Source organism: [Clostridium] innocuum (genome assembly GCA_012317185.1).
Taxonomy (GTDB): Bacteria; Bacillota_I; Bacilli_A; order Erysipelotrichales; family Erysipelotrichaceae; genus Clostridium_AQ; species Clostridium_AQ innocuum.
In genome coordinates this window covers 679,337-704,355 of record CP048838.1, presented here as the reverse complement: position 1 = coordinate 704,355, position 25,019 = coordinate 679,337, and the positions used below count along the sequence as shown (strand labels likewise).

Genomic DNA, 25,019 nt, shown 5'->3' with positions numbered 1-25,019 from the left:
ACCTCTCTATATTTATCCTATCACATAATTAATTTTAACACAGCTCATTTTTATCCCCAAAATATGGGAAAAGAAGCAGAATTTCCTGCTTCTAATCCTATTATTTTTCATTTCTCCAGATTTTTAAATCTTTCATCGATAACGCGATACATATTCAGTAACTTCTTTGTCAAATGGATTTCACTTGCAATCGTCATAAGCGTATCTTGCGCATGTGCAAACAACATCATATAATCAAAAGTTTCTCCTGCAGCCTCCCGCTGAACAATTTTCGTATGTATTGTATGAGCTTCAATAATATGCTGTTCGCAAAGTGCAAGATTTTCTTTTGCATCAGCAAAATTGAAGTCTGCTATTGCATTTAAAGCTCTTTCACAATACGTTCTTGCATCTCCGGCAAATAATATAATATTCATTGCCTGCTCCATTATTTCTTCACTCATACAGCCTCTCCGTACCTAACATTTGTGTTTTCTATCAATTGCTTATACCAGTAATAACTTTTTTTAGGTATTCGAATAAGTCTCTCGTCATTAAAGTCAATATATATCAATCCATATCGCTTTTCATAACCATTTACCCAACTGTATAAGTCAAACGTGGACCAAACATAATATCCGCAAACATTTGCTCCATCCTTTATTGCCTTCTGCATTGCATTTATATGTGCATCCAGAAAATTAATTCGATCATCATCCTCTATTGTTCCATTTTCTAATGTTTCATGTAAACCTATACCGTTTTCTGTTATATAAACTGGTATATTTTGATAACGACTTTTAATTAGCATTAAAGAATCATACAATCCTTCAGGATAAATCTCCATATCCCAATCTGAGTATTTACCATCTGGATCCTCTACTCTTTCAAACATACCTTTTACATTCATTAGTTTTTTTGCAGCACCTTCCTCGCGCTTCCCACTATTATTTTCATTAAAACATGTTTCACCATCCGTGTAAGGTTTAACAAAAGCCCTTGTATAATAATTAATACCTATAAAATCAACCGTTCCCTTGCGAAACAATTCCCTGTGTTCATCTCTCATAAAATCCAAAGGAAAATGCTTTTCTAGTTCATTAATGAAGTCCGATGGAAAATAACCTAATACTGCGGTATCTAACACCCAGTTATTCAAAACGTTATCTGCCATACGCTGTGCAAAATGATACGCCTCTGTATTATTAAGGGCATATACAGGATGTATATCGTGAACGATACCGATTTTGCCATCGATATTTAAATTTCTGAATTTCTGTACTGCTAAAGCAGAGGCCAGCATATAATGATAACCTGCACATGCAAATTTTTTTGGATTTTTTACATGCGGTGGATAATTACCTACTCCATAACAACACATAAGATTATATACAGGTTCATTTACTGTCACCCAGATTTTCACAATATCACGAAATTCACGGAAACATACAGCAGCATATTCTGCAAAAGCATATGCTGTTTTAATATTTTCCCATCCACCTTCTTTTTCCAAAGCCATCGGCAAATCATAATGATACAGAGTCACGTTAGGTTCCACGCCATTTTCCCTTAAACACTTAAATACCTCACGATAAAACCTTACTCCTTCATTATTTACGGTTCCTATTCCATCCGGTATAATTCTGGCCCAGGAAATTGACATTCGGAATGAATTTTGATTAGATTCTTTCAGTAATCTGATATCTTCTTCATAGCGGTGATAGAAATCACTGGCTATATCTCCAGTCACATGATTTATATTCAACGGTGAATGATGAGAAAATTCATCCCATTGACTAATACCTTTTCCGTCTATGTTCCATGCTCCTTCACATTGATATGCCGCAGTAGCAGATCCCCATAAAAATTTTGTCATTGTGTTTTACCTCCGATTATTTCTGCAATGCTTTTTGTTCCTGTTCATACTCCTGCTTATCGTAAACTTTGAAAAACGGATAGTATATCATCGCCGCAATAACGAAGCAAATAAGCATTAATAAAATCGCATTAATAGAACGTGTTATCAACCAGGTACTGACAGGATACGGGCAATACCAGAGATTAAATACCATAGCTGGTATCGGAGCAAAAGCTATAATTTTTGTAAAGACCCAAATTACACAGGGTAGAATTATTGCAGTTAGCCACATTGGTATCATCAATAACGGATTCCAGGCTATACAACCATATACAATTGGTTCATTGATATTAAACAGGCTCGGCACCAGACCAACTCTTCCCATTGTTTTCAATTTCTGTGACTTTGCTCTTAACAGCATGAAGACCAAAGGTAGCGTACAACCTGTTCCACCGATCATCATATAAGTGGAAAAGCGCAGTTCCTGTGTAAACATATTTAAATCTGAAGCATTTGCTACACCTTCACTTGCCATAAGAACATTTGCTGCTATTGCCGCTAATGTTACCGGCTCTGTTATAGGACTTAATACCCAGTTTGATATGCCTAGCGAATATAAGAATACCAGCGCAAAGTCAAAGAGAATCCAACCTGGCAATGTTTGAATGAAACTAGTCAAGGGCTTGAATGCTTCCTGAATAATTGCATAGACATCAATGTTTCCGACTTGAACACCGAGCCATCCAACCAGCACAATCAATCCCATGGGAATCATCATATCAAACATATTTTTCACAAAGCCTGGTAACACGGAATCTTTTTTAAAAAATGAAAAGCTATGGAGAATTTCAAATACTAAAGAAACCAGTACTCCAGTGATAATTGCTACAAACATACCGCCTGCGCCTAATGCACTGCTACTGAAACCAATATCTTTTGATGTTTCAATTTGCGGAGTTGCCACAATCATAAATATAATTAATCCGGAAATTGCCGCAGCAAAGCGGTGATTTCGATATTTCTTTTTTTCGCAAAAATTAAATGGTATCAAGAAACTAATAAACAGAGAGAGTTTCCCAATAGTCCAATCATACCCTGTCCAAAAAGAGAAAGGCAGCGTGATATATTCCTCGAGTATAGATAATAAGCAGAAGAATGACCCAAGCATAATAACAGGTAGTAATAGATTGATAGAGTCCTTTATTGTAAGCACCCATATATTCCCATTTGCTTTATTCATAACTGGTACAAAACGATCTTCAAGCCATGTTGTAAATTTCTTCATTTTCTTCCTCCTAGCTATCTTTTAAAACTTTATGCAAATGATCTAATGCTTTTTTACCATCTAATTTTGCATAATAACTATGCTCCATTACAAGAAGCCTTGTTCCTGAAAGCAATTCCTCTCGTAATTCATCCTCTAAATAGGCTAGATGCGGTCCAATCATGACACAGTCTACCTCATCGATATAATTCTGAATTTCAGATTCACTATGAGCTTCTATCTCATAATCCAATCCTCTGGTTTTTGCTTCCTTTCTCATACTTGCAGCCATAAAGCCACTGCTGGCACCCGATCCACAGAGTAATATAATTTTCATTTCCATTCACCTCTTTCTATCATTCACGTGAACTTTACAATATCATATTAATCGTTTATGTCAGATTACTCAAATAATCTTGATTCCGCATAACAGGAAAAATTATATATTATTTATTTTCCTCAGAATAGGAAATAAAAATATGCAGTTATATATCGTACTCATCACAAGGAACTCAGAATCAGGCTACGCTAACCAGAGTAACAATACGGTCTGGCATTTGCATTTCTATTTACAATTTCCGTAAGCAAGTATTTCACTTCGAGAATCAATTTTCACTCAGTCTATCTTCTTTCAGTCACTGCTTCATATATGCCTTGATTATTTTGTCATTTTTTCCTGCTGTGTTGGATAGGTCAGCCCCCTAACGAGTTCCTTCCTCCTAAGAATCATAAGTGAGAGTTTATTGTACGGTTTTCATTATTTCCTTTTGATTCTTTTGCAGTTATGAGCGTATGTTTTTTATCAAAAAATTTTTTATTTTAAAGACTCAATGCTAAAGCTTTACCAATCTCCAGATTATCTGGGGATTTCTTAAACAAAAAGGGTCAATTTCTTTAAAAAATGAAATTAACCCTTTTTAAAACCTGAATTTGATGATATTCTACAGCATTGAGAACCTCATTTCAGTTCCTTAATCGTCTTAATGCCCTCGGCATCAATATAGGATATTTTCAGTTTATCGCCTGTTTTCAGGAATACGAGCTGATTTTCATATTTCGTCGTAAAGCTAATCTTATAAATATCGCCCTTTTCCGACTGAATATAATAGATCGTATTACCGTCCATGTTGATTTTTTCCACTCCGGCAACCGTAATATCTTCTGTTTTTAAGGACTCCTTACTGATACTGTCCTCACTGCCGCTTCCTAAAAGATTCAGTGTCTTTTTAAACAGGGCATCCAGACCTTCATCTGTGTAAACAGTAGCAACCTTCTGATAATCCACTGCGGATACTGTTGCATACATTTTAATCAGACCATTGTCCTTCAAAGACATTAAATAAACCGGATTTCCCTTGATGTTGATCAGCAGCGGGAAGGTGGACTGGTAGCCGTAGTTTTTCACCTCGGACTGCGCACTTTTCATAGCGCTTTTTTCATTGGCACCCGCCGTTGCGATTTTCATCGCTTCATGCGTGCGCAGATTCACCAGCACAAAGCCCAGATTGGATTCATCCGCATTTGCGGAGGTCAGTCCGCTGTACAGCCAGATATCCCCGTTCTTTTCCAGATAATTATAGCCCTCGGAGGTTACAATGACACCGGTCTGTCCAAACTGGGAGTTCCAGAAGCCCTTCTTCAGACTGCCGTTGTCATCCAGCTCCTCCACAACAAGAGATTCCGGATAAATGCGGTCTGCCCAGGATGGAATATGCTTGGTATCATACTTCTCACTTTTCCCGGTGATCGGATCCAGGAATACGGCTCCGGTGACACGTTTCTTATTTCCGACGCCGGAATACGTATAGGTCGTACAAATGTACCACGGTCTTCCTTCCTCATCGATTTCAAAGGATGGCTCTCCGAAAATTTCAGTCGGATACTGGAAACGCAAATGACGGCTCAGGTTTTCATTGAAATACGCAGATGGAACATATTTCATACCATCCATTCCGAGATCCTTCAGCTTCACCAGCTGCGTTTTTCCACTGGTGCTGTCCACCGTGATATAGGCCGGCACCCCGCCGCTCTTGTTTTTGAAATATTTGATAAATCCGTTATAGGTTAACGGCGTCACGCGATACACACTGTCCTTGTAGGAAATCTGTGTATACTCATTGCTGACATCAAACTGGGATACCCACTCCGTCATATTGCCCATAACCTTATCTCCCAGACGGATAGAGCTGTCACGGTCGATGATCGGTGTCTTTTTAAAGTCTACCTGTGGAACCTCGCTGAATTCCACATCCTTTGGCTCGATTCTCTGTGAGAATGCCTTGGCATGGAAGATGCGTGAAGTAACCAGCGTTGCGGCGGATGGGAAGACAACCACAAAAATCAGTGCCAGAATAGAGATCTTGCAAATCGTTCCCCAGCGCTTCTGTTCGCTTGTCATATTGACGACATTCTTATTATGAAAGGATGAACGCCAGTTCTGAAAGGAATCAATCTGCCGTTTGGTAAAGGAAAATACAATTAGCAGCACCAGCAACGGTCCAACGCTTAATGCAAGAAACTTCCAGAAGGCAGGTGCATGCCAGTTTAACGGCGGCAGCATCACATAAAACATTCCGAATATGTACAGTGCATATACGGGAATCAGAAAATATATATATTTTTTCATCGCTTATCCCTCGCTTTTGAATGCTATAAATATATCATATTCCAGCCTGTTCGTACACTGTTTTCCTATAAGTTTGTTTTTCAAACAACTACGTAAGTTCTTATGCTGCACAATTATATCCGTTACCGTTCACCGTCCATTGACCTTGTTTATCAATAAAGACTCCCCTTCCTCATATCCACAGGGGTGCAATCAATCACGTATAGGATATATCCTCATTTCAGCTTATTTCAGCTACAGCTATGCCTTGCATCCTCTTTCATGGACAGCATGTTCCTTTTCATGCTTTATAGCTTCTAAATTCTGTGATAAGAGCGGGAGCGATAGATGCGTAGGGTTGCATAGCAAAGCAGAAAACTGCAGGGAATCCATACAAGAGGAAGCAGCTTCCAGAGGAAAAAGGCCTGATCAAACAGATTGCAGGTGAAGCCTCTGACTGCGACACATGTAAGAGTTCCATAAATTTAAAGGGAAACAGCTTCATCCACGATGCGTAGGAGGACAGAGCAGTACCTGCAAGCATACACAGCATGCAGAGTCCAAGAGATACATAGGAGGATTTCAGACAGGTGGAGGCAAGTGTTCCCAGAATTGCACAGACCATAGCTCCCAGTACAAGGACCTCCATTGATATGAGGAATCCCTCCTGATAGGTAAATACAGAAATCATATGCAGACCCTCGGTGATATTTACTGCCATATCACCAAGATTTCCGGACAGCCACGCATACAGTGTTACCGGCAGAATCATCAGCAGCAAGCCAATCAGTGCACAGGTTATCACAGCGGCCAGCTTGGACAAGAATAAAGCGCTGCCGCCTCTGCTGCAGGAGCTGAGCACCTCCAGCATATTCTGTTTACGCTCCCTGTTGACCACATTGCTGGATATCACCAGTACCCACACCATAAGCACGATGCCTACTGTGGAATAGGTTTCCAGTAAGGAAAACCATTCTCTGCTGTCTCCGTAATGAAAGGATTTCTTTTCATTCATGTAATCCTTCAGCAGCTGAAGCTCAGCCCTGCTCACATCAAGGGAATATACCGGGGCTGCGACCTTTTCATTATTAAATGAGCTGTACATCGTCCCAAAGGTGCCATCCTCACTGTTCCATGGTTTATCCGCTAGCATAGTCTTTCCATAATTCAAATACAGCATGCTGACCACCTCATCTGCGATATCCTCTTTATAATTTGGTAGAAACTCCTCGCGCAGATAGAGAATCCGCTTTCCTTTTTTTGCTTCCTTTGTATCATCCGCATAGGCGTAATCTCTTTTATTGCTTTGATAATCCTCATACCAGTCTTTCCCATACAGTGCATTCATTTTCTCCATGTTGAAAAAATGCGTATCTATGCGTTTATCTGCCGCTTTTTTTGCCACCTTTAAACGGTTCCACCACGCTGTATCCATGGTACCGGTCCATTTTAATTTTTCATGATGCACTTCCTCCTGAATTTCTTCCTTGCTCATCCTGCTTCCATCCGCATGCCGATAAGGATTCGTATTTTCTCCGGTATCCGTAATTCTATTTTGAAAAATGACCATCGGAAGCATCATAAACAGCAGTAAAAGAATCAGATGAAAGCGGGAGGTCATTATTTTTTTACATTCCAGCAAATACAGTCTCATGCCTCTTCCTCCTGAAAATGATATAAATACAAATCGTTCAGGGTCGGCTCCACACTGCAGGCATCCCTGCCTGTTTCATCCAGATAGCGGACAAGTGTTCCCTGTGTTGATGCACGCTGATAGCATATAACGGCATGCCCACGCAGCTGCTCCAGCTCTTTTTGTGATACCTGACGCTCCTTCACCCTGCCGTCCAGCATCGAAAGAAGCTTTTGCGGTGTATCATGGGCAATCAGACACCCCTTTTTCATGATCATAATCTGATCGGCTATGGCTTCCACATCACTGACAATATGTGTTGACAGTAAAATGATTTTATCCTTGGACATCTCGCTTAAAAGCTGGGAAAACTGGTTTCGTTCCTTTGGATCCAGCCCTGCGGTCGGTTCATCGAGAATCAGGACAGCAGGATCGTTCAGGAGTGCCTGTGCAATGCCAAGGCGCTGCCGCATGCCGCCGGAAAGCGTCCGAATCTTCTTTTTCCGCTGTGGCTCCAGGTGAACTGCAGGAAGAAGCTCCTGTATACGCTGCATCGTATAGGACTTCGTCAAGCCCTTGACAGCCCCCATATACTGAAGGAATTCCTCAACCCGAAAGGTTGGATACATACCCAGATGCTGCGGCATATAGCCGATATTGGCAAGATATTCCTCCCGTTTTTCCCGTATGTCAATATCACCGTATAGGATATGTCCCTCATCCGGAGGCAGTACGTTGACCATCATGCGCAGCAGTGTGGTTTTTCCGCTGCCATTCGCTCCCAAAAGACCGGTGATTCCCGGCTTTAATACGGCATTCATATGTTGAACCGCAATGACGCTTCCAAAGTGCTTGGACAGCTGTTCCAGTTTTACATTCATATAAATCTCCTATCTCTTGCTGAATACAAGTATATAATTTTCTGCATGTTTCATTTGCCGGATCACTTCATTTCTGTTCTTTCCCTCACTCCACCTTCATCGCGGAAGCTGTACAGACTTCTATGATTAGCCTATGAACGGATATTATGATCGGTATGGTTCGGTTTCCGTTTTGTACTCTTCCCCAATGTACTCATCATGCGCATGATCGACCATGAACGGATGCTGCTGTGTTTTGCAATCATAACCGGAATCAGCACGATACACAGAAAGCTCCATACAACGGACAACAGGGGCAAACGATGATAGAGGTTTCCCAAAACAGCAAGCCATGGCGTTGTCATAAGCTGATCAATTGCCCGAAAGGAAAGGAAATTGGATGGAAAAAATGATGTCCACGAGGTTTGCAGACCATCCATCGCTATCAGCATCGGCAATAGAAAAAAGAGCATGCCAAGTCCCAGCGAAACTGCCGGTTTTTTTACTATGACGGAGGTGAAGACAGCAAACAGAGTACACGCTATTCCACTGAGCAGCAACAATCCAAGCGCCTGCAAATCAATCTGTGAAAATGTATAGATATGCAGTGTTCTCAGCATCATGAGTGTCGTATCCCCACCGGATAAGTCCAGGATCATAGAGGTTGATACAGACAGTATGATATACAGCGCGGCCGCCAGCATGAGTGCCAGTGAAAAAGAGACAATCAGTTTGGCACAGGCAAGCTTCCTCCTCCCCTTTCGGCAGCTTTTCAACAGCTCCAGCATATCGCAGGATTCCTCCTGATTAAACATACTTCCAAACAGAAACAGGCAGAAGAGTGCATACAGCTTGGCAGTGTTCTCAAATATCTTCATGCGGCTCATCCAGCCCTCGTATGGACCATAGCGCCATTGGTGTGTGTTCAAATCATGTCGTACGATAGCAGGTGTCTGCGGGTCCAATCGTATGGCATCCACCATTTCCATGGTACGATAGCCGTCCCAGTATGCCTGATCCAGTGTTTGATAGCGAATATCCTCTTTCTGGATTCCCTGCTCGACAAGCTTTTCCAGCTCCTGCTTTCGATCGGCAATCCAGCTCTTCTGCACTGTCCCGGACATGCTTCTGCGCAGATCGTCCGCTATGGCTTTTGCTTCTTTTGCGTTCAATACCTTATCATTGAGCAAGGCGTAGCACTCCTGTGTCTGCGCATGCAGCGTAAAAGCAAGATGCAGAAGCGGAAACAGCAGCAGGACACACAGCAGGGCACAATGCAGCCGGGAGTGGAAAAATTTATGCAGCTCACGCAGACACAGTCTACACATGAAGATTCCTCCTGCAATGGTCCCACAGGACATAACCGCTGTATACCAGAACAGCAAGAAACAGCTGCCCGCCATATTGTTCCAGAAAACCGATCCAATATCCCACTCCAAACAGCTCCAGCAGGACAAGACCACCTGCCGCAAAGCCGTATACCGTCAGAAACACCTGCAAAACCTGATCATGGGCATATAGGTGTAAGGTAAAGGCATTCAGCAGCAAAAACGGAATACAGCCGCTATACAGCAGCGTAAGCAGATGAATATCCGTTTGCAGGGAGATGCTGACTGCGATAATCAGAATTCCCAGAAAGGAGATACCACCCAGCAGAAGCATTTTCCACATAAGCATACGCTGCGGCGAATAAGGCGACGCCATTTCCAGCTCCTTCATACCATAGATATCACATCGGAAAACCTCTACTGTAACAGCAACAGACAACAGAGAGCTTCCAAGTGAAAGAAAGGCTACAGAATTCATCTTATATCCATTTGGCAGACACAGCCATACAGCTAGTGCCACAAGCAGTGTCAGTCCCCCCTGTAATACAATACTTTTCCAACCATGTACATACAGCAGCTCACGCAGACTTTTCAGTATACTGCTTTCATATTTTTTCACAGCACGCTTTTGTAGCAGTTCCTTTACGTTTGTGATAACCTCCACAATATCGTCCTCCGGTATGTCCGGTATTTCCAGCGTTTCCAGGCAAATCCTTTCTTTTTTCACTTCCATCCCTCCTTCTGAGCACGTTTTTTCAATATATGGAGTGCCAGCCTTACCTGCGATTTCACAGTGGAAACATGAATTCCCGTAATCTGTGAGATATCCCGGTATTTCAATCCTTCATCATACCGCAGCAGAAGCACATCCTGCAAATGCGGAGGCAGCTCGCTTATCCATGAACGAAGAATTACAAATTCCTCCTTCTTCTGAAACAGCCGCTCACCATTATACGTATCATCGCGCATCTGCTCCTCCTGCAGCTCGTCCGTATACCGTCTGGAGCGGGTATGGTCATACACCAAATGCCTAGCAATACGGTATAGAAAATTCAGCAGCTTTCCCTGTTCCTCATATTGATCCAGATGTCTGTAAAACCGGTAAAAGGTTTCCTGTGTCAGATCCTTGGACAGTGCCACATCCAGTGTTCGATGATACAGGTAGGAATACACTTTCGGATAGGCATCCCGTATGGCTGTTTCCAGCTCTGCTTCCTTAGAAACAGCATGTTTATTTATTTTCATCTGCATGACGCCCCTCCTCATTCTGTATAACGCAGTGAATTGTGAAAAGATGAAAGAAAATCAATTTTCTTCAACTCATTATAAATGATACCAGATTCATTCATTTCTATATGATATAACATTATAGTTTAAGGCATTTGAAGCAAAAAATGATGTCCATGGTTATTTAAAGAAAGATGACAAGGCAGTAAGCGTTTGTCATCTTCGTAAATTCATTCATTTTTCAATTTTCTTGTCTATCAAACATTTTTTAATACAGCAACCATTTTATATGATTCTGATAGTTTTCTTTTTCACCGAAAAGAGTATAAAACATGTTCCCATCAATCAGTTTTATCAAAAGAAAAGGCAGCAATTGAACCCGTTAAATTCAAAAGCCGCCAAGGTTGCATGTACCGCTAAACTAGCTAAAATCATTTACGGTATGTGCAAGAACAACACTATCTTTCAAAGATAGCCGATTTATATTATACATATTTCTCAAAAAAATGGATGATTCCATCTTTTTGTCGCAGACAAGTGATCTGCTGATAATGAAGTAATATTTTCTGAAATTTAGGCTTGATTTCTATTATCTAATTTCGTATATCAGAAGAATATAGCAGCTAGTCGCTTATATGTAAAATACCGCTTTTCTGAGTTACTGACTTATCATAATATTCTTTTCAGCTTCTGCATGAGGGCAGGATAATCCGCACGGCTGAAATCGGTAACATCAAGCTCTAGCACCGTACCCAATGCAAAGGTTCCATACCCACGGTTCTTACACCGGTTCATGAATTCCTCATAACCAACCATACAGGGCTGCTCATCCCTGCTCTGAAGTATATCTCCCTTGTGAAAGCTGCCGGCAATATGTCCCGGGTGGCGTGTATCATCCAGATCACGTGCTCTTTGGCGTTCATACAAGATGTCTAAATCTGCCACAAGCCGTATGGTCACAATCTGATAGGCGTGTGTGGCTGCCAATTGTTCCAGTCTGCTTTTTTGTTTATCACTGAAAGGATAATCGCTCAGAATGGGTATATCCATCTGCATCATATCCTTCATATCCTTGTAATATGCTAGCCAAGCCTTTTGTATATCGGCTTCTTTTTCCTCCATCGTATCAAAACCGTAACGATCCCACATTTCTTCTTTATATTCATCCGGGGAAAGGATTTGAAATGTTGGATATGCTTCCTGAATCTGACGCATCAGATAGGATTTTCCGGTGCCCGGATAGCCTGCCAGCAATACGAGTGTCTTTTTCACTTTACAGCTTCTCCTTTGTTTGTTTTCATCAGGTGTTATCTGATTCTGTTATACAAATGCCCACCGTTCCGCTGGCATTTGGCTATATCTTAAATAATGTGGATTTTTCTGTGATGATACGTTTGATATGATCGTTTGCCGGCGTAAACAGCTTTCGTAAAGATGTTAACGGTGTTGCATCCGGGAAGCTGGCATTCACTTCTTCAATATAAGATTTATTTAATTCCGTGCCGACATTGATTTTCTTCATACCCTTTGCACATCGCTTCATATCCTCATCACTGACACCGGTACCGCCATGCAGCACAAGTCCGACATCCGGCAGCTTATCCTGTAAGGTTTCCAGCAGCTCATAATTTATGTTTGCTTTGGATTTATACTGTCCATGAGTAGTTCCGATTGCGACTGCCAAAGCATCCACGTTCGTTTCCTTTACAAAACGGATTGCATCCGTAGGCTTAGTGTAGGCGGCATCGCTTTTTTCCACCACAATACCATCCTCTGCTCCTCCAATGCTTCCGATTTCCCCTTCCACAGATACATTGCGCTCATGGGCGTAGGCAACGACCTCCTGTGTGTTTTTGATATTCTCCTCCAGTGGCAGATCACTGCCGTCATACATAACACTGGAATACCCTAGATCTATTGCTTTTTTTAACGCTTCTATGGATTTGCAGTGATCCATATGCAGACATACATTGATATCCGCTTTCTGTGCCAATGCTTTGACAGCCGCAATCAGTGCCTCAAATCCGATATATTCCGCAGTCCCCAGAGACGTCTGAATAATGATGGGTGTTCCCAATTCCTGTGCAGCCGCAATCAGTGCCGGCAGCATTTCAAAGCAGTGCAGATTGAAGGCTCCCACAGCTCCCTTTCCTTCATTTTCCCTAAACATTTCTATCAGATTCTTATACATTCCAAGCTCCTCCTTGTTTTTATTATATCGTTTCCGGTTTTAAAAGCTGGCTCTCGTGACTTCCTTGGAAATCGCCATCATTTCATCAATCTTACGAAGATAATACTGAATCTGTTCATCATCCTTTGCCTTTGCGGCCTCTCTTCGTTTGGTATTATACAGATTCAGCAGTGTACGATATCCCTTCCCCAGATCCTTCTTTTCCGAAAGACTCATTTCCAGATATGTGATAGCTTCATCAGTCTGTTTTGCTTCCGCATACAGGATTCCTATTTCGTTTAATGCCGCAATGCGTTCCTCTCCACTCTTATCCTTAAGCTCTGCAACAGCTCGTTGTGCGTTTGCCAGCAGCTCACCAGTATCCTGTACCTCTTCCTGTACAGGCTCCTCTTTCTTTTCTTTGCGTTTAAAGAACATATACAAGCTCCTAGAACAAGCCGAGAACCGGTTTTAACAGCCAGCCATACAGCAGCCCGCATACGATGGTATCCACATCTGTACAGGTTGCATTCAGGAATCCGATATCTGCCAGCATCGGTGACAGGATTGCAGGCAGGAGTGTGATAAACAAGCCGTGAATGATGCCGGAGATAATGCAACCTCTGGTACCTCCCATCGCATTTCCGAAGATTCCGGCACAGCCTCCGGCAAAGAAGTTGGTCATCATTCCCGGAAGGATCATCGGAAGACCGAACATCGGAAAGAGAAACATGCCGATAACAGAACCGATCGTCGTACTTACAAAGCCGATAATAACTGCGTTAGGTGCATATGGGAACAAGACCGGGCAGTCCAGTGCAGGCTTTGCATCCGGAACCAGCTTCATAGCAATACCACGGAACGCAGGAACGATTTCTGCCAGTAACAGACGGACACCGGCTAGCAATACATATACGCCTACAACAAATTGAACTGCCTGCAGGAAGGCGTGTACCAGATAATTTGTTGCCCCTGCATAATCCGCACAGAACTCAGGTCCCGCAAAGAAAGCCGTTACCAGAAACAGCGGAATCATGACGATACCGATAGACAAGTAGGTATCCTGTAAAAATTCCAGACCCTTTGGCAGCTGCAGCTCCTCTGTGGAAACTGATTTCTTACCACCGGTCAGCTTACCTACCCATGCAGTTAATACATAGCCTACAGTACAGAAATGCCCGAGTGCGATATCATCGTTGCCGGTAATTTTTCTAACATAAGGCTGTGCAATCGCAGGCATGGCAACAGCGAAGATTCCACCAATCAGTCCACCAACAAGAATTAGCGTTACCCCGCGCAGTCCGCACCAGTATCCAAAGACAGCGCAGATCGTTGACATCCAGAGCAGTGCCTGTCCTGTCAGAAAGATATATTTCCATTTTGTAAAGCGCGCAATGATAATATTGAAGATGAAGATTGCCCCCAGTGTTAGTGCGATTTCACTTCCCAGACCAAGCTCCCCCATTGCCTGTCCGTTAATCGCTTCGATGGAGGGTACCAGCCCCTGCATGCCAAAGCCTTCGGTAAAGATTGCCCCAAAATACGTAAGTGCCTGTACAATGACATTGGAACCAGCTGATAACACCATGAAGCCCAGCAGTGTTTTAAAGGTTCCCGAGATCACCTGTCCGGTTGGTTTTTTCTGCAGCAGCAATCCCAGCATCGCAATCAATGCGATGGTGATCGGTGCCTGTGTCAGAATGTTGTCAATGATAAAATTTACAATTTGCATAGTAGTTCCCTTCCTCTCTTGTTTTTAAAATTTAAAGTTTGCCCTGTTCCTTCAGGAATGGTACAAGCTTTTCCCTGATTTCATTTTTGTCCACCAGACGGTTCAAAAAGATGGTCGGTGTCGTCAGCTCCAGATTTGCGAACTGGCTCTCAAAATTATTACCCGAAAGAATCAGATCCGCCTTCATTCCCTTCACACTGGATAGATCACAATGATCCAGCGAGGCACTGACACCAAGCTCCTGAAGCACGGTTTCCACTGTCATCTGACAGGCAAAGCTGCTTCCCAGACCGTTACCGCATACCATTAAAATTTTCATATTTTCCTCCAATCTTCACGGGGTTGCCGTTTCTACCTTATTCTTCATTCTGTAACAGGGCGTTGAGCTCATCGATCGTATCCAGCTTTGCGATTTTCTCCACATACCCCTTTTCCACAAAGGTCACAATCATTTTCAATATGTCCAGATGTGTCTGGGAATCAATTGCGGTAAAACAGATCATGACCTCAACCGGATCATCCTTGGGGTCGAAGTAAACCGGTTCCCTGAGTGTAATCAGAGAAAACCCGATACCCAGAGAACCATCCTCTGCTCTTGTATGCGGAATGGCGAATCCCTTTGATATGACAACATACGGTCCGTATTCTTTGATTGAATTTACAATACCCTCCACATAGCTTTCCTTTGCGGTTCCGTTTTCCACCAGAATCCTGCCGCCGATGCGGACTGCTTCCTCCCAGTCCCTTGCACTTACATGCAGCCTTACATTTTTCTCACTTAATTCAATTCCCTTCATAACCTCATTCCTTTCCCTGCCTCTGATATTCCAAATCCCGTATAAACTCTTCATAGGTGCAGCCCTTGGCAAGCCTGCGAACACCAAAATCACGTATCAGATATTTATACAGTGTTTTGAAGACATCTTCCCACATGCCGTATTTGCTCTTCGGTATATTTAACAGCAGGACAACCTGTACCTTTTCCTGATCCCAGACGATCGGTTTATCCAGAATCGTTACGGATACACTGGCCTCCAGCATATCATTTTCCAGGGAATGCGGCATGGCAACCATACTGCCCAGCTCAGTCGTCGCCATAGCCTCCCGTTTGAATACGGATTGTTTGTTTTCCTCCTTCATATACCCCTTTTCGATCATAGCATCGGTAATATAATGCAGTACCTCATCTCTTGTTTTCAGCTTCAGATTTGTGAAATACAGATCCTCCCGAAAGATTTCCTTGAAATATCCGCTGTCCTCATGGTGATGCGTCATGAAGGTTTCAATATTGCGGACATCCCGGTCATCCAGCAATAATTGTGTCTGCAGGATTTTTTCACTATGGAATGTCTCCACCGGCACACTTGTCAGTACGAGGTCTACACTGTCAATCAGTGCCTGTGTTACCTCATACAGCGGGCAGGTTTTCACAATATGAATCCGGTTCTGGAAAAACTGTTTCACTCTTTCCTTCATCAGCATTGCGGTTGCCATTCCGGAGGCACATACGATGACAGCTTCAAAGATTTTCTGCTTTTCATTCAGGCCCTTCCGCTCCAGTGCTGCACCGAAATGAATCGCAAGAAGACCAATTTCATTTTCATTTGTCTTAATGGAGAAAACATGCTCCACGATTTCACTCGCCTTGACTGCCAGCTCGAATGCAAAGGGATAATTGTTTTTCATATAGTCCAGAAAGTCGTTGCGTATATTCATATGGAATCGAAGCCGCTGAACTGCAACACTGAGGTGAACTGCCAAACCATTGATCAATTGCGTATCATCCGAAAGATCAACATTGGTATCCTCCCTGATTCGATACAGAATTGCCTGAATTTCCTTCTTAAATTCATACTCCTCATTTTCATCCGTAAAGTTTGTGGTAAGAAACTTCTTACTGGATATCAAATGCTGCGTCAGATAGTACACCTCATCGGTGATATCAATGTGCAGTTTATGATAAATAACAGCCAGAACCTCCTTTGCCGCCGCAAACTCCATATGACTTTCCAGCTGACGGATTTCCGCTTCTTCATAATCCACACGCCGTTCATGAAAGGAGCGCTTTAAGATAATGACAATATGTACGATCAGGTTCTTGAATGCGATATCCGTAAGACGCATATCATACTTTTTCATGGTTTCCAGAAGGATTTCATGCAGCTGGGAAAAGAGCTCTTCACTAACGATATCATCAAAAAATCCCGTTTCTCTGGATGCACGCGCATCGTTGTGCTTGAAAATAAATTCCGATATGCAATAACGGATATTGGCTTCACTTCCGATGATATGCACACCTTTCTTTGTGCTGATACCGACCTTTAAGGAAAAGCGCTCCAGCATTTTATCAATCTGCCGGATATCCTTTTTCAGCGTGGACATACTGACAAACACCTCATCCGCCAAATCGTTGGGATCAATAATTTCTTCATTGCGCAACGTGTTTTTTAACAGATGCTGCATGATATAGGCTGCCCTGTCTCTGGGATCACTGGGGATAATCGTATCCGCATCCTTTTCTTCCTCGGCATGCAATTGATCCATGAGCTCTGTGAAAGCCTCTGGTTGTTCCGTATTCAGATAATATCCACTGCCTGCTTCGGAAAGAATGGTTGCACCATGAGCATGAAGGATGCCGTTCAATTCCTTTATATCGTTTCGAATCGTTCTTGATGACACGCCGATCGATAAAGCAATTTGGTCGCTGCTCAATACCTTTCGGTTTTGTGTCAGCAGTTCCAGAATCTGAATCATACGTTTGTTATATAGTTCCAATACTGTTCCCTCCTTGCTTATGGTCTTATTATAAAAGAGCATTGGGGGGATTGATAGGCTATCATTTTCCACTATCTGCGGCAAAAACAGGAAATCTTTTCCTAATCGCTTTCCTATAATAGACCAAGCAGATTCATAGTGACACAAAACGAAAAAAAATGATATCCGTTCCATCACAACTCCTGACAAAATGAATACCTTCTCTTCTTTTTCTTTTCATCAATCTTTCAGTTTCTCCTGTCAAGACCTGCAGAATGTTTCGCTATCCTACAAAGCCCTGCAACTCTTTTTTTATATGGAAAGAGTGAATGATGTAGCTTCTGTTTACTGGTTTCTTACTTTCCAAAATAACAGCAAATACTGAAATTCCATTATATGCGTATGCTATCACACATCACTCCCTGTACAGGAAGTGCTATAGCCTGCCATTTCAACGAACGCTGCGAGTATTCCTTTTCACCATCTATCGGCAGATAGGCTTCCTTTCGTAAGCGTCCTTATATAAGCTTGAAGTTCTATTTTGAAACTCATCATGTTATTGCTTAGAAACCTTTCATCAGAAACTGTATAGTCTTATCCAGCATATTGTTCACTCACTGATTCATATGAAAAAAACCCTGCTTATGCATGGTTCTTTCTAACGTTAGAGTGTTTGCAAAAGGGAGACTTTCATACTATTGTGAACTACAATCGTATGGAAGTCTCCCTATGTTAAGTTTACCCACAATCGAGAAAGAACCTTATGTATTACAGGCTTTCTCTATATTGCGTATGAAAGCAGCCTTGGCTTCCTTATAAAATACTTATAATGCGGCGCGGTAGATGTTTTTTACATCCTCTTTCGTAAGCTCTACATAAGCTCCCTTCAAATCCGCTGCAGCTTTTTCCGCCATGACATCAAAGTTTGTTTCATCTTTAATTCCCACTTCACGCATCGTTGTCGGAATTCCCATAGCAACAAAATAGTCTTTCGTCTTTTTGATGGCTTCATGCGCAATTTCAAACGGATCCTTTTCCCTGTCAATGCCCCATACATTAACACCATAGTCTTTAAATTTTTCCACAGTTTCCTCATTCAGCACGTATTCCATCCAGTGCGGCGTTAAAATAGCCAGCCCCACACCATGTGTGATGTCATAATATGCAGAAAGCTGATGCTCCATCGGATGCACCGTCCATTCCACCGTTTTTCCCAGCTTAATGAAATTGTTGATTGCCCAGCTACTGGTCCACATCAGGTTTGCCCGCGCTTCATAATCCTCAGGATTTTGTACTGCACGTACACCGAATTCAATGCATGTCTTTAACAGTCCTTCCGCCATGCGATCCTGCATATAGCCCTGTACATTGGAGAAATAGCATTCGAAGATATGACTCATAATATCCGCCGTACCTGCCGCAGTCTGGTATGCGGATACACTGCAGGTATAGCTTGGGTCCAGAATTGATGCCTTCGGCCGCATATCCTCATGCCCCGTTCCGATTTTATCATTGGTTTCCAGATTACTGATAACGGCAAAGGTATCCATTTCACTACCGGTTGCCGACAGGGTCAAAACTGTTACGATTGGAAGCACACTAACTACCTTTGCAGGATTTAAAACGATATCCCATGCATCGCCGTCATAGCTGACAGCACCAGCAATCACCTTGGCGCAGTCAATGGTACTACCGCCACCAATCGGTACTAAAACTTCAACACCTTCCTCACGGCACAGCTTCACACCCTCGCGCACCGTTGTAATTCTCGGATTCGGCTCCACGCCGGACAGCTCGCACCATGCGATGCCGTTCTCTTTGAAAATTTTTACAACATCATCATAAATACCGTTGCGCTTGATACTGCCGCCACCATAAACCAGCAATGCCTTCCTACCATAGCCGGAAACGATTCTGCCGATATTGGCTATCTGCCCCTTACCAAAATAAATTTCTGTGGGAATTGAGTAAATAAAGTTTTCCATAATCAAAAACCCTCCTTGCTTTTATTATACAACGTTCACAGCAACTTGAACATGTCTGTTTTTAAGTGTTTGTCCTATGAAAAACAGACAAATCTCAAAACGGTCTTTGTACATATATTTCCCGGGAAATTCATACCATGTGGAAGCTTCCATGTGATGTCACATTTATCCTTCAGGATACCGTATCTATAATTTCACTTAAGATCTGCTGTTTCTCTGCCGTTTTTAATATGTCAACAAAATCCTCATGCATCAGTCTGCGGGCAAGCTTTGACAATGCCTTGAGGTGAAAGTCATGTTTATCATCCGGGGCAAGCAGGCAGACAGCTGCTTCCACCGGCTTTTCATCTATGGATTTCCACTCTATTTTATGTTTCATTCTGACGAACAGAATTCCTGCTTCCTTTATACAGGCATGACGGGCATGCGGGATGGCAATTCCTTTTCCAAAGCCGGTTGTGCATTCCTGTTCCCGCTTGCACAGCTCCTGAAAGAAGGTATCTGCATCACTCACCTTTCCCTCACGAAATGCAATTTCTGCAAGTGCATGCAGAATTTCCTTTTGGGTATTGCCTTCCATATCCAATATGATATGTTGCTCCGTAATCAGATTCATGTTCATTTCCTCCACCTGTGCAGCCATCGATACGAATTCCTGTCTGCATCTATTCAGCTATATTTTACAGGAAAGCAGACAGCATGGCTATATACATTGGTAAATGTTTCCTTTTTTCTCACGAATGAAGTACCGTGGAAATCTTCCGATTTATTCTTTCGTCTGCTGTATTACCTCCTCTTCCTCTAAGCGGCAAGTGCATAAAGCGCATGATACAAGGAGCTTTCCCGCTCATAAATCACCAGCACACGCTGTGAAATCATTTCCAGCAGTCGTATATCTTTGGTTTGCGACAGCTTCCACAGCAGCTCTGCAACAGCATCCCATAAAAAGGATACCGCAATAAACTGTTCTCCCAGCTCAAATAAACGCGTATCCTGCCATATACCAGCAGCTTCCTTCAGAAAATCACCATACATTCTGCGAAAAATTCCCCCTCCGGTTCCGCCTCTCTCATTGATTTGAAAATAGTTTGTTATTCCTGCCAGCTTCAGCTTTTCTGCATGAAATGCTTTCCACTTATTGATTTCTCTGGAGAATTTCAGTATACCGGAAACACCCAACAGCTGAGCCGGTGGATGCAGCATGCAGTCACAGGTATCCAGAATCGCTTCCCGCAAGATTTGTTTATCCACTGTGCGATATCCCTGAAAATCAAAGGTCAGATACTTATTCTTTGCAGGAAACGGACGAAAGCTGCTGCAGCGGGCCCGCTTGATATCCTCATAATCCACCATGTGATAGTCCTTAGCAAGCAGTCCGTTGGGCGTTTGTATGGGAGCATCCTGCTGATCCCTGTCACTGACGAGAAATTTCCGCTGCTCATCATCGTAGCCAAACAGCACAACGGCATGTCCGCCAAAATGGCTTTTCGCATCCAGGCCGAGATAGGGAAGAAATGGCATATCCACATAAACCAGAACAGGCTCGCCGGCATCAATCATTTGCTTTGTTGTCTGAAATATTCTCTCATAATTCTTACCGGCTCTGCAGTGAATGGTAATCTGTAATCTGTCTGCCAGCTTTTTTTCAAATTCGAATACCTTGGTACGTCCGTTGATCATGGGAGAGGCTGCCTGATTCAGATAGAGAAAAGATAATCCCGAGGCCAGCCCAAACATTAACTCCTCTGACATCGGATATCCGTAATACGTAAAGATTTGTTTCAGGGAATTGGTAATGCAGTGCTTCCCTCCCTGCGGGACGAAATTCTCCACTGTATTTTTCATCTACGGTGCTCCTCTCTTGCAAAGGGCAAATAGATTTCCGTTACATAGGCATCCGGGTTACCGCGAAACAGCATTCCCGGTCCCTTCACGTAATCCTCTCTGGATGGTGTCAGAATGCGAATTCCTTGGTCATTTGCATAGGCAAACAAAGCCTTATAGGCAATCCAGAGTGTGTCATAGCCTCCATGATGTGTTGTATGCAGAGCATGCAGCTTCTCAAGATATCTGCAGGTTAGCGAGGGATGGTGTATCTCCTTTTTCACGGGGATGCATAATTCAATATCGGCAGCTTCCTTACATTCCTCATCGTGATACAGATTAAAATGTTTACCGCTCGCATTTCCTTTTACAGCTTTGTAAAGCAACGGAATGTGCGTATCCAGATCCCGGTATCTGCCTGTAAAGCGAATGGATGCGATCAGTTGTCCTGCAACGGTAGCCGTATCAATCGCATATGTATTTTCCACATATTCCTCACCCTGTGCAAAGCTATGCTCCCGCATTCGCTGAATCAGCTCCCTTTCTTTCTGTATATTAGCCTCCATCCGGCTGATTTTTTCCTAAAGAATATAGGAAAGGTCCTCACCTTCGTTATTATCCAGAATATCCTTTATCTCCATGATGGTAAATTCAAGGGAGCGCAGATACTGAATCATCTGTGCCGTTTTTAAATCCTCATCATTGTAATAACGGTACTGATTTTCCGCTTTTCGAAAGGATGGCTTCAGCAGTCCCTCCGTGTCATAATACCGCAATGCTTTTACTGTTAAACCGCACAATTTGGAAAACTGGCTGATGGTGTACATAATGCTTCACCTCCCTCTGCTTTATTGTAAACGTTCCTGTGCACAGGAGTGTCAAGTAGATAATAGCATATTTCGCGAATTGATATTGAAAAACAGTATACGATTCCTTTTTGTTGAAAGTGTATACTGTTTATATGTCTTCAAAATGTGCAATTACCTCTGAGGCATAGCGCATATCCAGCAGCTTTCTGATTTCCCCATGCTCAATCAAAGCAATCAGCCTGCGGTAAAAATTCTTGATGGAGCGTTCAACCTCATTTTTATTGCTTACGGATATCACCGGCAGAAACACATGCTGAACTGACTCATCACGTCCCCATGGAATGGTTTTTTGCAGTCCGGCATACACGATCACTGTATCGTTAACATATTGCGCATTTCCGTGTGGAATGGCAACACCTGATCCAATCTCTGTCGATATTTCACGTTCCCTCTGCATGACAGAAGAGAAAAACTGCTCCTTTACATAACCAGCCTTCAGCAATTTTTCACAAATCTGCTTCAAAAGCTCCTCCTTGCTTTCCACAGACTGTTCAAGAAAAATCAGATTCTCATCAAACATGCTATCTGCATGTGGCAGATTGTTTTCACCATGCAGAATCTTCTTGTCCAATATATGATTTACAATGGAGCGAATGTACAGGCAATCCTCCTCCTTTAAAATTTCATTTACATGAATTTGAGGAAAATCATCATGAAAATCAATCGTGGCAATCACCAAATCCCATCTTCGATGCTGCTTCCTGCTCTGATATTCCTGTTCCGTCATAATATCATCAATCCTTATGGCATGATGCAGCTTCTGAATCTGCTCCCGCAAAATACGAATCACATTGTCATAGCGCTTTACAAGGAGGCAGACATGCAAATCGTAGTCTGTCTTTTCTCTAACGACACCAAGATATAAAGCTATGTATGCAATTTCATCCTCTGTAATCGTCACGCTATAATACTGGTCAAATAAAATGCTGGTTGCCCAGGTAGCCTGATATATGGAGGAAAAGCTGTTGCGAACCTCATGAAGCAGCGGATTATGAATCCGAACACCGTTTTTCAAACGTATTATCGTTCCTGCAAGATGTGTGAGCAGTCCCTCCATCAATTCTTCCTCACGATCTATGCTGATACTTAAAATGCCATTTAATATATCCAGAAACTGGTCTACAAAGGTATGAAAATGCTCGGTATGCTCCAAATCCTCACGTGCCACATCAAACATACTATCATCTACCAGACCGTAAATATCAAGATACAGCTGAATATAGCATTTTTCCTGCTCCGGCAAAGGAATATGATAGATTACTTCCATTGTTTCAAAGACCTTTAAAAGTCGATTGTTTCGCTGCTTTTTATGCAGCATATCCAGCTGCTCCTGCCGCATGTCCACAAAAGCCTTCTGCTGGACACGCAGAATACACATGCAAAGATGCAGGAAAACATTTAATCGACTGATATGATCCAGATATACATGACAGTCCTTTTCCAGCTCCAATACACAGGTTTCAAGCGGATGATACAAAAATCCCTGAAACAGCTCTTGAAACTGCTTGCTCTGCTGTTCATCCAGAATCTGTCCAACCTTCCCCTTTACTAACGGGTAATCGCTTCGTTTCATGAACAGGGCAATGATACAATCACGGATATGAAACTCATCTCCCTTTACTAAAATGCCATATTTCTGTCGATTGCGGATCACTATGCTATAATTGCAGCAGAACTCAGAAAGCTCACGCAGGTAGCCGTGAACAACATGGCGTCCCGCATGCAGAACCTCACAAAAACGCTTTTCACTCCATACGTGGTCTGCATTATGAAAGAACAGACTCCTTACAATGAATGCCTCCTCCTGGTCCTGCCGGGTATGCAGCAGCATTTCGTATTGCCTGCGTTTATTCTTTTGCAGCTGCAGAGACACTCCGCTACCTCGTTTGCGAATTAACACACCGATTTCCTGTTCCTGAAGGATGGTTTCAATAACTGTTAGTTCTGAAAGCATCGTCTTTTCAGACAGGGAACAGGTTTCACACAGGGTGCGTATACTGATAAAATCATCTGCGCGCTCCAGCTGCTGCAGGATATCTTTCTGCCTTCTGCTCAGCATAGGTATACCTCCTTTTACAAAAGGGGACAGACTGTCCCCTTTCTATGCTTTCCCCTCCTGATGAAAAATATGCATATAATGCTTAACCATATCCTTAAACCCCTGCTGCATACGATGGTAGACCATATGAGGTTCACCTGCCTGCCCGCCCGCTTTAATAGCAGCTGTAAAATTATCGGTACCGATATTGATTTTGGAAATACCGCACTGTATTGCTTTCTGCAGGTTTGCATCGCCGCTTCCACTGCCGCCATGCAGGACCAGCGGTATATCGACAGCCTGCCGAATTTCACGGATACGCTTAAAATCAAGCTGCGGCTTTCCCGCATAGACACCATGTGCAGTTCCTACAGAAATCGCCAGACAATCAACACTTGTCTGCTTTACAAATTCAACGGCCTGCAATGGATCCGTATACAGACAAGCCTCACGTCCATAGGAGAAGCCATCTCCCACATGCCCCAGTTCTGCCTCCACACTGACCTGTACAGCGTGTGCAGCTTTAACAATTTCAGCAGTATCACGTACATTCACCTCAAAGGATGCAGTACTGCGATCTATCATAACAGATGTAAATCCGGCACGCAATGCCCACATGACCTGTTCATAGGTTGCGCCATGATCAAGATTAACAGCTATAGGCACCGATGATCGAACAGCCATTTCTTCCAGCATGCGACCCAGAAAAACCAGATCCGGATGGAACACATAGCCTACATCCAATATCAGCGGTGCATGCAGTTCCTCTGCCGCCTCTATACATACGCGGGCGGTGCATTCGTTGATAACATTTGGTGCCACCACACCATAGCCCTCTATCGTCGCCTTATCCAGCAAATCCCTCATTGGTACAAGCATTTTCTATTCTCCTT

24 protein-coding genes are annotated in these 25,019 nt (G+C 42.9%); all 24 read right to left on the bottom strand.

Annotation, left to right across the window (positions count from 1 at the left end; genetic code table 11):
- Positions 1 to 107 precede the first annotated feature (107 nt).
- Positions 108 to 443 carry a PTS lactose/cellobiose transporter subunit IIA gene (locus tag G4D54_03515; protein QJA01558.1) on the bottom strand — a complete coding sequence of 112 codons (336 nt, stop codon included), beginning with the start codon at positions 441 to 443 and terminating at the stop codon, positions 108 to 110.
- A complete protein-coding gene (locus G4D54_03510) occupies positions 440 to 1,855 on the bottom strand; it encodes a glycoside hydrolase family 1 protein (GenBank protein QJA01557.1) in 1,416 nt (471 codons plus the stop codon). Before G4D54_03510 ends, G4D54_03515 begins: the two co-directional genes overlap by 4 nt.
- A gap of 16 nt (positions 1,856 to 1,871) precedes the next feature.
- Positions 1,872 to 3,122 (bottom strand): PTS sugar transporter subunit IIC, encoded by a 1,251-nt coding sequence (locus G4D54_03505; GenBank protein ID QJA01556.1) that lies wholly within the window; start codon positions 3,120 to 3,122, stop codon positions 1,872 to 1,874.
- Positions 3,123 to 3,132: 10 nt separating this feature from the next.
- The gene (locus G4D54_03500; protein QJA01555.1) at positions 3,133 to 3,438 is read right to left on the bottom strand and encodes a PTS sugar transporter subunit IIB; all 306 of its coding nucleotides are present in this window, start codon (positions 3,436 to 3,438) and stop codon (positions 3,133 to 3,135) included.
- Positions 3,439 to 4,059: 621 nt separating this feature from the next.
- Positions 4,060 to 5,727, bottom strand: a complete 1,668-nt coding sequence (locus tag G4D54_03495) for a hypothetical protein (protein QJA01554.1) — start codon at positions 5,725 to 5,727, stop codon at positions 4,060 to 4,062.
- A gap of 280 nt (positions 5,728 to 6,007) precedes the next feature.
- Positions 6,008 to 7,360, bottom strand: coding sequence for an ABC transporter permease (locus G4D54_03490; GenBank protein QJA01553.1), 1,353 nt, complete (start codon positions 7,358 to 7,360; stop codon positions 6,008 to 6,010).
- Positions 7,357 to 8,220, bottom strand: coding sequence for an ATP-binding cassette domain-containing protein (locus tag G4D54_03485; protein ID QJA01552.1), 864 nt, complete (start codon positions 8,218 to 8,220; stop codon positions 7,357 to 7,359). Before G4D54_03485 ends, G4D54_03490 begins: the two co-directional genes overlap by 4 nt.
- 131 nt (positions 8,221 to 8,351) lie before the next feature.
- Positions 8,352 to 9,527, bottom strand: coding sequence for a hypothetical protein (locus G4D54_03480; GenBank protein QJA01551.1), 1,176 nt, complete (start codon positions 9,525 to 9,527; stop codon positions 8,352 to 8,354).
- On the bottom strand, positions 9,520 to 10,260 hold the full coding sequence (locus tag G4D54_03475) for a hypothetical protein (protein QJA01550.1): 741 nt from the start codon (positions 10,258 to 10,260) through the stop codon (positions 9,520 to 9,522). The genes G4D54_03480 and G4D54_03475 overlap by 8 nt, the downstream gene beginning before the upstream one ends.
- Complete coding sequence (locus G4D54_03470; protein ID QJA01549.1) at positions 10,251 to 10,778, bottom strand: RNA polymerase sigma factor; 528 nt, start codon at positions 10,776 to 10,778, stop codon at positions 10,251 to 10,253. Before G4D54_03470 ends, G4D54_03475 begins: the two co-directional genes overlap by 10 nt.
- Positions 10,779 to 11,423: 645 nt before the next feature.
- On the bottom strand, positions 11,424 to 12,026 hold the full coding sequence (locus tag G4D54_03465) for an ATP-binding protein (protein QJA01548.1): 603 nt from the start codon (positions 12,024 to 12,026) through the stop codon (positions 11,424 to 11,426).
- Positions 12,027 to 12,108: 82 nt separating this feature from the next.
- Positions 12,109 to 12,945 carry a class II fructose-bisphosphate aldolase gene (locus G4D54_03460; GenBank protein ID QJA01547.1) on the bottom strand — a complete coding sequence of 279 codons (837 nt, stop codon included), beginning with the start codon at positions 12,943 to 12,945 and terminating at the stop codon, positions 12,109 to 12,111.
- A gap of 39 nt (positions 12,946 to 12,984) precedes the next feature.
- Positions 12,985 to 13,362, bottom strand: a complete 378-nt coding sequence (locus G4D54_03455) for a hypothetical protein (GenBank protein QJA01546.1) — start codon at positions 13,360 to 13,362, stop codon at positions 12,985 to 12,987.
- Between the two features lie 10 nt (positions 13,363 to 13,372).
- Positions 13,373 to 14,656 carry a PTS sugar transporter subunit IIC gene (locus G4D54_03450; GenBank protein ID QJA01545.1) on the bottom strand — a complete coding sequence of 428 codons (1,284 nt, stop codon included), beginning with the start codon at positions 14,654 to 14,656 and terminating at the stop codon, positions 13,373 to 13,375.
- 31 nt (positions 14,657 to 14,687) lie between these two features.
- Positions 14,688 to 14,975, bottom strand: a complete 288-nt coding sequence (locus tag G4D54_03445; GenBank protein QJA01544.1) for a PTS sugar transporter subunit IIB — start codon at positions 14,973 to 14,975, stop codon at positions 14,688 to 14,690.
- Positions 14,976 to 15,012: 37 nt separating this feature from the next.
- On the bottom strand, positions 15,013 to 15,453 hold the full coding sequence (locus G4D54_03440) for a PTS transporter subunit EIIA (protein ID QJA01543.1): 441 nt from the start codon (positions 15,451 to 15,453) through the stop codon (positions 15,013 to 15,015).
- Between the two features lie 4 nt (positions 15,454 to 15,457).
- On the bottom strand, positions 15,458 to 17,431 hold the full coding sequence (locus tag G4D54_03435; protein QJA01542.1) for a PRD domain-containing protein: 1,974 nt from the start codon (positions 17,429 to 17,431) through the stop codon (positions 15,458 to 15,460).
- Positions 17,432 to 18,234: 803 nt separating this feature from the next.
- A complete protein-coding gene (locus tag G4D54_03430; GenBank protein QJA01541.1) occupies positions 18,235 to 19,395 on the bottom strand; it encodes an iron-containing alcohol dehydrogenase in 1,161 nt (386 codons plus the stop codon).
- A gap of 172 nt (positions 19,396 to 19,567) precedes the next feature.
- Positions 19,568 to 20,038, bottom strand: coding sequence for a PTS fructose transporter subunit IIA (locus G4D54_03425; protein ID QJA01540.1), 471 nt, complete (start codon positions 20,036 to 20,038; stop codon positions 19,568 to 19,570).
- A gap of 158 nt (positions 20,039 to 20,196) precedes the next feature.
- Positions 20,197 to 21,240 (bottom strand): BtrH N-terminal domain-containing protein, encoded by a 1,044-nt coding sequence (locus tag G4D54_03420; protein QJA01539.1) that lies wholly within the window; start codon positions 21,238 to 21,240, stop codon positions 20,197 to 20,199.
- Positions 21,237 to 21,785, bottom strand: coding sequence for a hypothetical protein (locus G4D54_03415; protein ID QJA01538.1), 549 nt, complete (start codon positions 21,783 to 21,785; stop codon positions 21,237 to 21,239). The genes G4D54_03420 and G4D54_03415 overlap by 4 nt, the downstream gene beginning before the upstream one ends.
- Before the next feature lie 15 nt (positions 21,786 to 21,800).
- Positions 21,801 to 22,046, bottom strand: coding sequence for a MerR family transcriptional regulator (locus G4D54_03410; protein QJA01537.1), 246 nt, complete (start codon positions 22,044 to 22,046; stop codon positions 21,801 to 21,803).
- A 130-nt stretch (positions 22,047 to 22,176) separates the two neighbouring features.
- Positions 22,177 to 24,147, bottom strand: a complete 1,971-nt coding sequence (locus tag G4D54_03405) for a PTS transporter subunit EIIA (GenBank protein ID QJA01536.1) — start codon at positions 24,145 to 24,147, stop codon at positions 22,177 to 22,179.
- A gap of 42 nt (positions 24,148 to 24,189) precedes the next feature.
- Entirely contained in the window at positions 24,190 to 25,005 is an 816-nt protein-coding gene (locus G4D54_03400; protein QJA01535.1) for a class II fructose-bisphosphate aldolase, read from the bottom strand.
- Positions 25,006 to 25,019: the final 14 nt, after the last annotated feature.